The organism is Arthrobacter sp. Rue61a, assembly GCF_000294695.2.
In the GTDB taxonomy this organism is placed as follows: domain Bacteria; phylum Actinomycetota; class Actinomycetes; order Actinomycetales; family Micrococcaceae; genus Arthrobacter; species Arthrobacter aurescens_A.
On sequence record NC_018531.1, the window covers coordinates 1,856,963 to 1,870,616 of the forward strand.

At 63.1% G+C, this 13,654-nt stretch carries 12 protein-coding genes; 5 read left to right on the forward strand and 7 right to left on the reverse strand.

Annotation, left to right across the window (positions count from 1 at the left end; translation table 11 throughout):
- The first annotated feature begins 7 nt into the window (after window positions 1–7).
- Genes dxs through ARUE_RS08500 form a run of 5 tightly spaced genes read left to right on the forward strand, consistent with a single transcriptional unit; the run spans window position 8 to window position 4,394 of the window.
- Window positions 8–1,981, forward strand: coding sequence for a 1-deoxy-D-xylulose-5-phosphate synthase (gene dxs, locus ARUE_RS08480; RefSeq protein WP_014921410.1), 1,974 nt, complete (start codon window positions 8–10; stop codon window positions 1,979–1,981).
- Window positions 1,978–2,547 (forward strand): DUF402 domain-containing protein, encoded by a 570-nt coding sequence (locus tag ARUE_RS08485; protein WP_011774494.1) that lies wholly within the window; start codon window positions 1,978–1,980, stop codon window positions 2,545–2,547. Before dxs ends, ARUE_RS08485 begins: the two co-directional genes overlap by 4 nt.
- Window positions 2,544–3,104, forward strand: coding sequence for a hypothetical protein (locus ARUE_RS08490; protein WP_014921411.1), 561 nt, complete (start codon window positions 2,544–2,546; stop codon window positions 3,102–3,104). The genes ARUE_RS08485 and ARUE_RS08490 overlap by 4 nt, the downstream gene beginning before the upstream one ends.
- A 30-nt stretch (window positions 3,105–3,134) precedes the next feature.
- A complete protein-coding gene (locus tag ARUE_RS08495) occupies window positions 3,135–3,353 on the forward strand; it encodes a helix-hairpin-helix domain-containing protein (protein ID WP_011774496.1) in 219 nt (72 codons plus the stop codon).
- A gap of 57 nt (window positions 3,354–3,410) precedes the next feature.
- The gene (locus ARUE_RS08500; RefSeq protein WP_011774497.1) at window positions 3,411–4,394 is read left to right on the forward strand and encodes an aldo/keto reductase; all 984 of its coding nucleotides are present in this window, start codon (window positions 3,411–3,413) and stop codon (window positions 4,392–4,394) included.
- Window positions 4,395–4,476: 82 nt separating this feature from the next.
- Here the strand turns inward: ARUE_RS08500 and ARUE_RS08505 are convergent, their stop codons facing one another.
- The 7 genes from ARUE_RS08505 to ARUE_RS08535 form a co-directional block, all read right to left on the reverse strand.
- On the reverse strand, window positions 4,477–6,621 hold the full coding sequence (locus tag ARUE_RS08505) for a 3-hydroxyacyl-CoA dehydrogenase NAD-binding domain-containing protein (RefSeq protein ID WP_011774498.1): 2,145 nt from the start codon (window positions 6,619–6,621) through the stop codon (window positions 4,477–4,479).
- The gene (locus tag ARUE_RS08510; protein WP_011774499.1) at window positions 6,618–7,889 is read right to left on the reverse strand and encodes a thiolase family protein; all 1,272 of its coding nucleotides are present in this window, start codon (window positions 7,887–7,889) and stop codon (window positions 6,618–6,620) included. Before ARUE_RS08510 ends, ARUE_RS08505 begins: the two co-directional genes overlap by 4 nt.
- A 194-nt stretch (window positions 7,890–8,083) precedes the next feature.
- Window positions 8,084–9,445 carry an HRDC domain-containing protein gene (locus tag ARUE_RS08515; RefSeq protein WP_014921412.1) on the reverse strand — a complete coding sequence of 454 codons (1,362 nt, stop codon included), beginning with the start codon at window positions 9,443–9,445 and terminating at the stop codon, window positions 8,084–8,086.
- 80 nt (window positions 9,446–9,525) lie between these two features.
- Window positions 9,526–10,185, reverse strand: a complete 660-nt coding sequence (locus ARUE_RS08520; protein WP_014921413.1) for a DUF3000 domain-containing protein — start codon at window positions 10,183–10,185, stop codon at window positions 9,526–9,528.
- A 67-nt stretch (window positions 10,186–10,252) separates the two neighbouring features.
- Complete coding sequence (locus ARUE_RS08525; protein ID WP_011774502.1) at window positions 10,253–11,359, reverse strand: threonine aldolase family protein; 1,107 nt, start codon at window positions 11,357–11,359, stop codon at window positions 10,253–10,255.
- 10 nt (window positions 11,360–11,369) lie between these two features.
- Entirely contained in the window at window positions 11,370–12,107 is a 738-nt protein-coding gene (locus ARUE_RS08530) for an SDR family NAD(P)-dependent oxidoreductase (protein WP_014921414.1), read from the reverse strand.
- A complete protein-coding gene (locus tag ARUE_RS08535) occupies window positions 12,107–13,471 on the reverse strand; it encodes a DUF6421 family protein (protein ID WP_014921415.1) in 1,365 nt (454 codons plus the stop codon). Before ARUE_RS08535 ends, ARUE_RS08530 begins: the two co-directional genes overlap by 1 nt.
- Between the last annotated feature and the right edge of the window lie 183 nt (window positions 13,472–13,654).

Below are 13,654 nucleotides of genomic sequence, written 5' to 3' on the forward strand. Positions count from 1 at the left end.
AGGGCCGTTGGGACTTTTGGAAACCGTCAAGGATCCACGGGACCTGGCCAAACTGTCCGGCACCGAGCTGGAACAACTGGCCGGCGAAATCAGGGAATTCCTGATCACCAACGTAGCCGCAACGGGTGGACACCTGGGTCCCAACCTGGGCGTTGTTGAACTCACCCTCGCTGTCCACCGGAACTTTGACTCTCCGCGGGACAGCATCGTCTTCGATACCGGTCACCAGTCCTATGTGCACAAGCTGCTCACCGGACGTCAGGACTTCACCACACTTCGCCAGCAAGGCGGACTGTCCGGCTACCCGGACCGTGCCGAGTCCGAGCACGACATCGTGGAAAGTTCACATGCATCGTCCTCCTTGTCTTGGACAGATGGCATCTCGCGTGCCCGGCAGCTGACCGGCGAGGGCGACCGGTTCGTCGTCGCCGTCGTTGGCGATGGCGCGCTGACCGGCGGCATGGCCTGGGAAGCCATCAACAACATTGCCGCTGACAAGCGGCGCCGCGTGGTGATCGTCGTCAATGACAACGGGCGCTCATACGCTCCCACTGTTGGCGGTTTTGCCGATTACCTTGCCTCGTTGCGTCCCACCATCGACTCCCTGCGCACCACACCGGCCTACGAGCGCATGCTGGATTGGTGGAAGAAGAAGCTTCAGGACGGCGGCCCGGCGGGTCAGTTCACTTATAAGAGCCTGCATGCCATGAAGAAGGGCATCAAGGACTGGTGGGCCCCGCAGGGCATGTTCGAAGACCTTGGCATGAAATACATCGGCCCGGTTGACGGACACAACCTGCAAGCCATGGAACATGCGCTCAACACCGCGAAGGCTTATGGCGGACCGGTCATTGTGCATGCCATGACGGAAAAGGGCCACGGCTATGCACCGGCCCTGGCCAATGAAGCAGACCAGTTCCATGCGGTAGGCATCATTGACCCGGAAACGGGCGAGCCCACGGAAATGCCGGGAGCCAGGTCTTGGACCTCGGTGTTCGCTGAAGAGATCGCGGATATCGCGGATGAACGCTCCGATATCGTGGGGATCACCGGCGCCATGCTGATCCCCGTGGGATTGCACAAGTTCGCTGAGCGCCACCCGGAGCGTGTGATCGACGTCGGCATTGCAGAACAGCATGCTCTGACGTCCGCCGCGGGAATGGCTTTCGGTGGCCTCCACCCGGTGGTTGCCGTGTACGCCACTTTCCTGAACCGCGCCTTTGACCAGCTCCTCATGGACGTCGCCCTGCACAAAGCAGGCGTCACTATCGTCCTGGACCGTGCCGGAGTGACCGGCCCGGATGGGCCCAGCCACCACGGGATGTGGGACATGGCGATGGTCCAAATCGTGCCCGGACTTCATCTGGCGGCCCCCCGCGATGCAACCCGCCTCCGCGAAGAACTGCGTGAGGCCGTCGCCATCAACGATGCCCCCACAGTGGTCCGGTTCTCCAAGGGCAGCGTCGGTTCCGAAATTGAAGCCATCGACAGGCTTCACGACGGCGTGGACATCCTCGCGCGCCGCCCGGAGGGCTCCACAGAGAACGACGTCCTGATTGTCAGCGTCGGCGCCATGTCAGAACTCGCACTCGATGTCGCTACCCGTTTGGGGGCCCAAGGCATCAGCTCCACAGTAGTGGATCCGCGGTGGGTACTGCCCGTCCGGAAGTCGATCATCGCCCTTGCCGCCCGTCACCGCCTGGTGATCTGCATCGAGGACGGAGTCCGAGCAGGTGGCGTGGGTTCCCGTATACGGCAGGAAATGCGGGCTGCCGGTGTAGACACCGCCCTGAACGAAGTGGGCCTGCCGGTTGAGTTCCTGGTGCACGGCTCCCGCAGCCAGGTCCTGGAACGCGTGGGACTCACCGCCCAGAAAATAACCCACGACGTCGTGGCCCAGGTTTTGGGAACAAAGGTCCCCTTCGCCAGGCCCCTCCCGGGCCAGGAACACCCCACCACCGGCAGCCTGCCAACCCTGTGACGGACGGGCGCGTTCCGGGCGCATTACAGCCCGGTGACCTCGTGGTGTCGAGGAACAGGAAATGGGACGGAAAAGCGCACTGGGTGGTGCCTGGCCGCTACCTTGGGGAAGACATTCATGGTTGGTGGATATTTCAGGGGGCCGGCGAGTTTTGCGCTCGCCCGGGCGCGGCTTTCTATACCGCGTCGGATGCAGTCCTGTTGGTCCCGCGGCACGGTGATTTCGTGGCCACGTTCTACGACGACAGCTACCCGGGCGACTTCAGGATCTACGTTGACCTGGCCACCGGCCATGACTGGAATCCCATCAAGCCGGGCGTCACTGAATTCCACATGATCGACATGGATCTGGACGTCATCCGTTCCACCAAGCATGGGGTGTTCGTGGACGACGAAGACGAATTTGAGCATCATCGGGTGGCCATGGGCTATCCGCAACAGACGGTGGACACAATGCGCGCAGAATGCGCAGCTCTCTTTGAGGCAGTGGACACCATGAAAGCACCTTTCGACGTCAATGGAGCCACCAGCACCAGCGCCGAGTGGTTCAGGAAAGGACGAGCATGAGCGGCATCATCCGCGCGTACAAGCGCGACGACGAAGGAGTTCTCCACTTCCGGGAGGCCTGGTATGACGACGAAGACCAGCAGTTCGTGGTCAACCACGGTGTAGTGGGCCACCAAAGCAAGACCGACGAAGCAAACGTTGACGACGATTCTGCCGTGGATGGCTTGATGGCTGCTTTCGCCGCGCAATGCGAGGAAGACGGCTATGCCGAAATTCCGGAGTCCGAACAGTTTTGGGTAGTTGCCCAGATTGCGCTGAAGACCAAGGACGGCACCGAACGTGACCGGCATCTTGAGCGGAAGGCCAAGGCCGCACTCACCGGCGAACTGGCGTGGCGGGGCTTGGGCATCGTGGACCGTTCAGAAATCGGCAATGGCCACCTGAACATCTTCTGCCTCTGCCCGGACGTCAACAAAGCAGTGAATGCCATCAAGATCTGCGTCCGTGGTGAGGACCTGGACTTCACCAAGCTCACGGTGGCAGCAGCGCCTCATAGCGACCCAAGGGCATTCCGTGTGAAGCACTCGCCCAAGCAGGGTGTGGGCTTTACTCTCTAAGTAGCACCCAACGCATCAGGAGGGATCTCCATGTCTTCCAAGAGCAACTGGCCCGGACATACGCCACTGCCCAAGGGTCTCGCCGCGCCGGCGAGACGAGCCCTGGCCCACGAAGGGATAGAGACACTGGAGCAACTGGCCGAGTTCGGCGAAGTTGAACTTACCAAGCTCCACGGCATGGGTCCGGTCGCCCTGGCTCAACTGGAAGATGCCATGGAGGAATCCGGGATCTCCTACGGCACTGGCTAGCCAGTGTTTGTTGCCTTGGGTGACTATGTGCGCCGAGGCGCCGTATAGGCTGAATCCATGACTGAATACCGACGCCTTGGCCGTTCCGGACTGACCGTCTCAGCTGTTGGGCTGGGCTGCAACAACCTGGGCCGCGCCAATACTCCCACCGAATCCCAGGAAGGTACGGACGCTGTTGTCCACGCCGCGCTAGACGCCGGGGTGACTTTCTTCGACGTTGCCGACGTGTACGGGCGTGAGCCGGGCCTCAGCGAAACCATGCTGGGCAAAGCGCTGAAGGGGCGCCGCGATGACGTGGTCATCGGCACCAAGTTCGGTATGGATATGCACGGAGTCAACGGCAACGACTTTGACGCCCGGGGCTCGCGCCGCTATATCATCAAGGCCGTAGAGGCGTCCCTTCGCCGCTTGGATACTGAGTGGATCGACCTCTACCAGTTCCACACCCCGGACCCGCGCACCCCCATCGAGGAGACCCTGGCCGCCTTGGATGACTTGGTGTCCAGCGGCAAGGTCCGGTATATCGGCCACTCCAACTTTGCCGGCTGGCAGATCGCAGAAGCTGAATATGTAGCACGACAATCACCATCAGGTGGTGTCCGCTTCATCTCGACGCAGAACCACTACAACCTCCTTGATCGGCGCGCCGAACTCGAAGTGCTTCCCGCTGCCGGGGCCTTCTCCTTGGGTGTCCTTCCGTACTTTCCCCTGGCCAACGGGCTGCTCACCGGGAAGTACTCTGCGGGGAAAGCTCCGGAAGGCTCACGATTGAGCCACACCCGGACCAACCTGGTGCACGATGCCGACTGGGAACAGCTTGGCCGTTTCGGCCAGTTCGCCAAGGAACGGGACATCAGCGAGCTCCAGTTGGCCTTCTCCTGGTTGGCCGCGCAGCCCGGCGTCAGCAGCGTCATCGCCGGTGCCACCCGTCCGGAGCAGATCCGCGAGAACGCCGAAGCCGTGTGCTGGGTGCCCACGCAGGAGGATCGCGAGGAATTGGACGAGATCTTCCCCCGCGCGCCCAAGGTGGCACTCTTCTAGGCCAAACACGCGCCACACAAGAAGGGCCGTGCCCGGAGCAACTGCTCCGGGCACGGCCCTTCTTCCTATGCTCTTGCGGGACTTAAGCGGGTGCCGACGCTACGCCGGCGGCGAGGAACCGCTTGCCGTTGACCCGCTCGGATGCGCCCACCCGGTCCAGGTACGGCGTGATGCCGCCCAGGAACATCGGCCACCCGGCGCCCATGATGACGCAAAGGTCGATGTCTTCCGGTCCGGCCACGACGCCCTCTTCCAGCATCAGCCCGATCTCCTCGGCCAAGGCGTCCTGGGTGCGTCGGAGGACTTCCTCACCAGTGGAAGGGGTGTTGCCGAAGGACATGATGGCCAGTGTCTCTGCCGGGATGACAGGAGTCCCGTCGGGGCCCGGAACCCAGAGGCTCTTCACTCCGTTGTCGATGAGCTTCTGGAGGTTTTGCGAGACCGGGAACCGGTCGCCGAACGCGGCGTGCAGTGACTCCTGTACATGTTGGGCTACTGGTAGGCCAACCATGGCGCTCAAAGTGAACGGCGACATAGGCAGCCCCATGGGGCGCAGTGCGCTGTCTGCCACGTCCGCCGGGGTTCCTTCATCAAACGCCGCGATGACCTCGCCCATGAGGCGAAGCAGGATGCGGTTGACCACGAACGCTGCGGCATCCTTGACCAGGACGGCGGTCTTCTTGAGTCCCTTGGCGAGTTCGAACGCGGTGGCCAGGACGGCGTCGTCGGTCTTGGGAGCCCGAACGATCTCCAACAGAGGCATGACAGCCACCGGGTTGAAGAAGTGGAAACCCACCAGGCGTTCGGGGTGCTTCAAATCTTCCGCCATGGCAGTCACGGACAGGGAGGACGTGTTAGTGGCCAGAATGCACTCGGGAGAAACGATCGCTTCCACCTCGGCAAAGACCTGCTTCTTGACGTGCAGTTCCTCAAAAACGGCCTCGATGACGAAGTCGGCGTCAGCGAAGGCTTCCTTGGAGACGGAACCCGTAATGAGCGCCTTGGTCCTGTTGGCGGCGTCCTGCTTGATCCGTTTCTTGGCAAGCATCTTGTCGACTTCGGCGTGGACGTACGCGACGCCCTTGTCCACCCTCGCCTGATCGATGTCCGTCATGACCACCGGGACTTTCAGCTGCCGGGCGAACAGCAGTGCCAGCTGGCTTGCCATGAGCCCTGCACCCACAACGCCGATCTTGGTGACCGGACGGGCAAGCTTGCGGTCAGGAGCCCCCGCAGGACGCTTGGAGCGTTTTTGGACGAGGTCCAGGAACGCGTACACCGTGGAGCGGAACTCGTCGGTTTGCATGAGCCCCGCAAGGGTCTCGCACTCGAGTTCAGCCGACTCTGCTTGGGTCATGGTGCGGTTGGCTTCCATGACATCCAGCACTTTGGCCGGGGCAGGGGAGGCATTGGAGGTCTTGGACTCCACAAATGCCCGTCCTGCGGTTACCGCGGCTGCCCACCGGCCGGCGACTGTTTCATCGCTCGCATCTACGGAGTTCTTCCGCTCAGGCGTAACGTCGCCGGAGATAACCCGTGCCGCCCATGCGAGCGACTGTTCCACGAAGTCGGCGGGTTCGAAGATGGCATCGGCCACGCCGAGCTCGAACGCCTGCGGTCCGGTGAGCGTGCGGTTGTTGCTGAGGGGATTCTCGATCATCACCTTGACCGCGTTCTCGGGACCGATGAGGCGCGGCAGGATGTAGACGCCACCCCAGCCCGGTACGAGGCCAATGAAGGCCTCAGGCAAGGCAAGGGCGCCGGCACCCGTGGAAACGGTCCGGTAGGTGGACTGCAGGGCAATCTCCAACCCGCCGCCCAGGGCAAGGCCGTTGATGAAGGCGAAGCTTGGAACGCCCAGATTTGCCAGGGTGCTGTAAACGGCGTGGCCGAGCTGCGCCATCCAGAGCCCGTGTTCGCGTTCCTTGAGTGTTTTTACGGCAGAGAGGTCGGCACCTGCCACCAGGAAGTAGGGTTTGCCCGTGACGCCTACGCCAACAATCTCTCCCCGGGTGGCGCGCTCCTTGAGGTTCTCCAAAACGCCGCCGAGTTCAACGAGCGTGTTGGGGCCCAGCGTGGTGGGTTTGGTGTGGTCAAGGCCGTTGTCCAGGGTGATCAGTGCGAAGGTCCCTGCGCCGCCCGGCAACTGGATGTCCTGCACGTAGGAGTGTGTGACAACTTCGTCAGGGAAAAGGGCGGCGAGCTTCTGGAATTCTGCGGCGCTCATGCGGCGGCTCCTTCGGTGGTGGCTGCGATGGCCTGGTCAGCGGTGAACGATTGGTAGGCGGCGTGGTGCGGGTTTTCCCAGATCACCGTGGCGCCCATGCCCAAGCCGATGCACATGGTGGTCATGCCGTAGCGAACCGAGTGGTCTTCCTCGAACTGCCTCGCGAGTTGGTTCATCAGGCGGACACCCGAGGAAGCAAGTGGATGTCCGACGGCGATCGCCCCGCCATAGCGGTTGACCCGGGGATCGTCGTCCGCGATGCCGAAGTGGTCCAGGAAGCTGAGGACCTGCACGGCGAAGGCCTCGTTGATTTCGAAGAGTCCAATGTCCTCGATGCCCAGCCCTGCGTTCTTCAGGGCCTTTTCCGTGGCAGGAACCGGACCAATACCCATCACCTCAGGCTCGACGCCGGCGAAGGCGTAGGAAACGAGGCGCATCTTGACTGAGAGCCCCAGTTCTTCAGCGGCTTCGGCCGACGCGAGAACGGCGGCAGTGGCGCCGTCGTTCAATCCGGCAGCGTTGCCTGCGGTCACCCGGCCATGGGCGCGGAACGGGGTCCGCAGTTCGGCCAAATCGGCAACAGTGGTTCCGGGCCGCGGGGGCTCGTCCATGGTGTGAAGTGCCCAGCCTTGGCCGGGCTTCATGGTGGCGACGGGGACGAGGTCGGGCTGGATTTGTTCGTTGGAGTACGCGGCGGCGAGTTTGGCCTGGGAGGCTGCCGCATAGGAGTCCGTGCGGTCCTTGGTGATCGCGGGGAAGCGGTCGTGCAGGTTCTCCGCGGTGTTGCCCATGTTCAGCGCCGCAGGGTCCACCAGGCGCTCGGACATGAACCGCGGATTGGGATCGGCGCCTGCGCCCATGGGGTGGTTGCCCATGTGTTCCACGCCTCCAGCAATGACGACGTCGTAAGCGCCGAAGCCGATGCCGCTCGCCGTCGTCGTTACTGCCGTCATGGCACCTGCGCACATGCGGTCGATGGCGAAGCCCGGTACCGTGCGGGGGAGTCCGGCCAAGAGCGCCGCTGTGCGGCCGATGGTGAGGCCCTGGTCCCCGGTCTGGGTGGTGGCGGCAATGGCTACCTCGTCGATCCGGTCCGCGGGCAGTGAGGGGTTCCGCCGCATCAATTCGCGGATGCACTTCACCACGAGGTCATCGGCGCGGGTACCCGCATAGATGCCTTTGTCGCCGGCCTTGCCGAAGGGTGTGCGCACGCCGTCCACGAACACGACGTCGCGGACGTTCCTCTGAGCACTGCGTGATGGACTCATGTATTAACTCCTCGTTGAGACATGGCGCCGAATCCCGCGTCACGGGTGCTTCGGCTGGCATTCACTGCAATGTTACTCGTGGGTAACTTAGCTTGCAAGGCCCGCGCCGCACGCGGAGTGCGTATCCCGGGGACGCAAAAGGCCTGCCACCACAAACCACGGTTCGGGTGACAGGCCTCAAGGAAGAGATGAATTCAGCCGGCATGGCCGGTGGGTTGGGCGTCCTTCGAGGCTGGGGCTTCCTTTGCCTTGGATTCTTTGCCGGGCAGCGGGGCCGGGTTCAAGCAGGCTTCGGTGAGTATGGGAGCGGCGAAGGAGATCTGCCACTCACGCGCGCCCAGGGACCGCAGCTCTGCGGCGACGGACTCCAGGGAAACGTCAGCCGGGGGCCGCCAGGCAACCCGCCGCAAGTAATCCGGCGTCAGCAAGTTCTCCACAGGCAGCTTCAGCTCATCGGCCTTTGCCTGCAGGGCCGGCCTGGCAGTGGCAAGGCGTGCTGCGGCCTCAGGATCCCGATCCACCCAGACCCGGGGCGGCGGCGGCGCATTGGTGGGCAAGTGCAGGGGTGGGAGATCTTTGAGCGTCCGGGCGTTGGTGATGCAGCGCAGCCAGCGGGGGGCTTCCCTCTGGGCAGACCGCCCGTGGAATCCTTTGGTGGCCAGCAGCTGCGGCACCGTGGTGGGCATCGCTTTGGCTGCGGCCACAAGTGCGGAGTCGGGGATGAGACGGCCGGGTGCTACGTCGCGTTTGCGTGCCAGTTGGTCGCGCTCCAGCCACAGTTCACGAACGGCGGCCAGTTGGCGGCGGTCGCGTATCTGGTGGAGCCCGGAGGTCTTCCGCCAAGGATCGACACGCGGAGCCGGGAGGCCCGCGGCGAGGATGCCCGCAAACTCTTGTTCGGCGTATTCAAGCTTGCCGTCGGCTTCCAGCAGCTCGATGAGTTCTTCGCGGAGCTCCGCGAGGACTTCGACGTCGAGGGCCGCGTAGCGCAGCCAAGGTTCCGGCAAAGGTCGGGTGGACCAATCGGCCGCGGAGTGTTCTTTGGCGAGGCCGAATCCGAGAAGTTGTTCAATGACGGCGGCAAGGCCCACCCGGGGGAGACCCGCCAGGCGGGCGGCAAGTTCGGTATCAAAGAGCTTGTCCGGCCACATGCCGAGCTCCGAGAGGCAAGGAAGGTCCTGTGATGCCGCGTGAAGGATCCATTCGACGCCGCGAAGGGCGTCATTGATGATGTCCAGGTTGTCGAAGGGCTCGGGATCGATCAGCCAGGTTCCGGCACCCTCGCGTCGGATCTGGACCAGGAATGCCCGCTGGCCGTAGCGGAACCCGGAAGCGCGTTCTGCGTCCACTCCGGCGGGTCCTGTTCCGGCGGCGATGGCGGCTGCGCACCGCTCCAGCCCGGACGGGGTATCAATGACCAGGGGTACGCCCTCGCGGGGAGTATCGAGATCGATAATTTCAGGGACATGGCTGTCGAAGCCGTCTACCTTGATGTGGGTGGTGGGATCAGCAACCGGGTCGCCGGCCGTGGTGTTTTCCGGATATTCAGGGGTCATGGTGGCTTAAGCTTACCGATTCCGGCTACAGCGGGGTGTTGCCGGTCCATTGCGGGTACCCGCCGACGCGTTTCTTGAAGTCAATTGAGCCTCCTGTTGGGCAGTCCGGTAACGCCTGGCGGCAGGGGAGGCAGCCCGGCGAACGTACAGACCATGTCAGACCACGCCTCGAGGTGGGCTTGAACATCCTGGCTGGCCGGTGTCCAGGATGCGCGGAGTTCTATGTCGATGGTGTCCGGCCGTTCAGACAAGGTACCGAAGCTTTCCGAAAGGATTCTTGTGGCTGTGCCACCGGCGGCGCGATACGGCGCGGCATGGTTCTCCAAGGCATCCACGAGCCACGTCCAGGCAACAGAGCCAAGCATTGAGTCGTTCCCCATCTCGGCGTCCATTTGAGCCCGGATGTAGGTGACGATGCGGAATTCCCCTTCCCAGACGGCCGATCCGTCGGGGTCGTAAAGGAGGATGAAGCGGCCAGTGGCGAGTTCATCGTCCTCTTCGCTGGAGGGGCTGTTGCCTTGGTTCGCGGCGAAGGCCTTGGCCGCTGGCCCGTGAACGGGAACCTGGCGGGTTGCTGCGGTGGGGCTGAAAACTTCAGCTCCCAAAGCAACTGCGTACGGAGCCAGGCGGGCAGGAGCTGGGATCTCGTCAAGCCGCAGTTCGCTGCGGCATTGTGCTTTTCGTAGCGATCCCAAGGCGAAGAGAAATTCCGAGGGAACCTGTGCGAGGGCGTTCACCATCGCAGATTATGCTTCCGGGGCGGCGAATCTGTGCAGGCTCGCCGCCCCGGGTTGCACGTGTTATGCGTCAGGCCAATTCGCGCTTAATCGCCGCAACGAAGGCATCGATGTCTTCCTCCGTGGTGTCGAACGAACACATCCACCGCACTTCGCGGCGGGCGGCATCCCAGTCGTAGAAGGCGAAGGACTCCCGCAGCTTGTCCGCAACGCCTTCGGGAAGAATGGCGAAGACGCCGTTGGACTGTGTTGCTTGAGTTGGCTCCACGCCGTCGATTTCCTCAACTGCCGTCCGGAGGCGGGCGGCCATGGCGTTGGCGTGGGCGGCGGAACGCAGCCACAAGCCATCCTCCAGCAAAGCAATGAACTGGGCCGAAATGAACCGCATCTTCGAAGCAAGCTGCATGTTCATCTTGCGTAGGAACTTCAGGCCGTCAGCTGCCTCCGGGTTCAGGGCAACCACCACTTCACCGAAAAGAAGGCCGTTCTTGGTGCCGCCGAAGGACAGGATGTCTACGCCGGCGTCGCGGGTGAACGCGCGAAGGGGCACGTCCAGGTAAGCCGCGGCGTTTGCCAGCCGAGCGCCATCCATGTGGAGCTTCATGCCCTTGGCATGGACATGGTCGGCGATGGCCCGCACTTCTTCCGGCGTATAGCAGGTGCCGAGCTCAGTGGTTTGGGTGATGGAGACCACCAGCGGTTGGGCGCGGTGCTCATCGCCCCAGCCCCAGGCCTCCCGGTCGATCAGCGCGGGAGTGAGCTTACCGTCCTCGGTGGGAACCTGCAGGAGCTTAATCCCGCCCACCCGTTCCGGTGCACCGTTCTCGTCCATATTGATGTGTGCTGTGGAGGCGCAGATGACCGCTCCCCAGCGGGGAAGGAGGGATTGCAGGGCAAGGACGTTGGCTCCCGTGCCGTTGAACACCGGGAAAGTCTCAATGCCCGGGCCGAACTGCTGCTCAAGCACCTCCTGCAGCCGCGCTGTGTACACGTCCTCGCCGTAGGACACCTGGTGCCCGCCGTTGGCGGTTGCCAGTGCTGAGAGGATCTCCGGGTGCACGCCGGAGTAGTTGTCCGATGCGAACCCGCGAACCGCAGGGTTATGCAGTTGAGCCGCGCCGGGCGTCTCGGTGGCGCTGTGGATTGCCTCTGTTGTGCTTGTCACTTGTTCATTCACGCTTTCAAGTCTATTTGGCCAGCAGGATGCGCTGACCGTTGAGGGTGGCAGCCGGTTGTTCAAAAAGCGCGACGGCGGCAGTCGCCAATTCTTCGACGTCCGTGAAGCCGGGGAATCGCCTTTCGGGATGCGCCTCCCGCATGGCTGAATCCACCAGGGCTTTGACCACAAAAACTACTGCCGCGCTGTGCTGTTCGTCGGGAGCGTCCGGGTTCCCGGCGTTGCCGGATTGTGCCCGGCGGAAACCGTCGGCAACGGCCAACGTCCAGGCTTCTGCAGCTGCCTTTGCCGCTGCATAGCTGGCAGCGGCGGCCGTCGGAGCAGCTGCGGTGGTTGACGACACCATGGCAAGGCGACCGTGCGGAGACGCTTCGAGGTGACTGTAGAAGACCCGGGAGACGTTACGGAGCGTGGTCACAGCGGTCCGTTCCATGGAGTCCCAGTCCTCGTCCGTTTGGTCTTCAATGCCTTTCGCGCCCCGCCAACCGCCCACCAAATGGATCACGCCGTCGATGCCTTCGATGCCGAGGTCACGGACGGTGACCTCAAGTTCCCGAACGGAATCCAGGCTGGAGAGATCGGAGACCAGGGGAGTCGCTCCGTGGCCCGCTTCAACCGCGGCCGCCCTAATCCGGACATCGTCCGAACCGACAGTGAGCACCCTGTGACCGGCGGCCCCCAACGCCCGCGCCACGGCGATGCCGGACGCACTGCTCCCGCCGGTCACGAGGATGGTCAGTGTGGTCATCAGGCAGCCGTCGCGCCGGTGATCCCGGTGGTCGATTCGATGACGGGGCGCATCTTCTTCTCCAGTGCTTCATAGAACATGGACAGGGGGAACTCATCGTCCAAAACCTGGTCCGTGAGGCCACGGGGCGGGCCATCCAAAGGAAGTGCTTCCGGACCCTTGGCCCATACGGACGCCGGGTGGGGAGTCACGGTGCTCGAAATGAGCTCGTATGCCGCCAGCCAGTGGGCGGCCTTCGGGCGGTCGATCGAGCGCCAGTACAACTCTTCGATCTTGGCGCCGAGTTCCACCACAACCGAGGCAGCCTCGTCCCAGTCGATGGAGAGCTTGCTGTCCGTCCAGTGGAGCACGTGGTGCTGGTGCATCCACGCGAACAGGAGCTGGCCGCCGAGGCCGTCATAGTTGCGGACGCGGCTGCCGGTAATGGCAAAACGGAAGATCCGGTCAAAGATCACTGCATACTGGACGAGCTTTGCATGCTTGCGGGCATCGGGATCGGCATTTTCGTCTTTTTCGATGCGTACGGATTCACGGAATGCGGTCAGGTCGCAGCGCAGCTCCTCCAGTGAGTAGAGGAAGAACGGCATCCGCTGCTTGATCATGAACGGATCGAAGGGGAGGTCGCCGCGCATATGGGTGCGGTCGTGGATCAGGTCCCACATGACGAACGTGCGCTGCGTCAGTTCCTGGTCCTCGATCAGCTGCGCTGCGTCCTCGGGAAGTACCAGGGACGTGGTTGCGGCAGCCGCCTTCAGGACGCGGCGGAAACGGGCAGCCTCACGATCGGCGAAGATGGCTCCCCATGTGAAGGTGGGGGTCTCGCGGACGGCCACCGTCTCGGGGAAGAGCACGGCGGAGTTGGTGTCGTACCCAGGAGTGAAATCAACGAAGCGGATGGGGACGAAGAGCTTGTTGGAGTACTCGCCTGCCTCAAGGCCGCCAATGAACTCGGGCCAGATAACCTCGATCAGGACTGCTTCCACCAGCCTGTTAGTGCTGCCATTCTGCGTGTACATGGGGAAAACCACCAGATGCTGGAGGCCGTCAATGCGCTGCTCCTGAGGCTGGAACGCCTGAAGGGAGTCCAGGAAGTCCGGCACCCCGAAGCCGCCCCGGACCCATCGGCTGAAGTCTTCTACCAGGAGCTCCAAGTAGCGGGCATCATGGGGGAAGTGCGGAGTCAGGGCCGTGATGGCGTCGGTGACTGTGTTAACGAGGGCGGCCGCCTCGGAGTGAAGCGAAGAATCGGCAATGGAACCGTCCTGCTCTTGGTACGCCTGCAGTGCAGTGGCCGCAGCCTTCAGGGACATCCACTCGGCGTTGTCGGCGGTGACACGCGGGAGGATGGCGGTGGTGATGGTCATGGAGCTCGGCCCTTTCGACGTGGTGATTGCTTCTGGGCCGAGCGTAGCAAGCAAAAAGCGTTGCTAATCCAAGAATGCCGTGAGCATAAGCAAGTCTTGGTCAAACAGTGCTTGGAGACGGGTTGAGGTCCAGTCCCGGGATGTGGAGGCGTCCAACAGAGCGCCAGGCTTTCGGACGGGCGG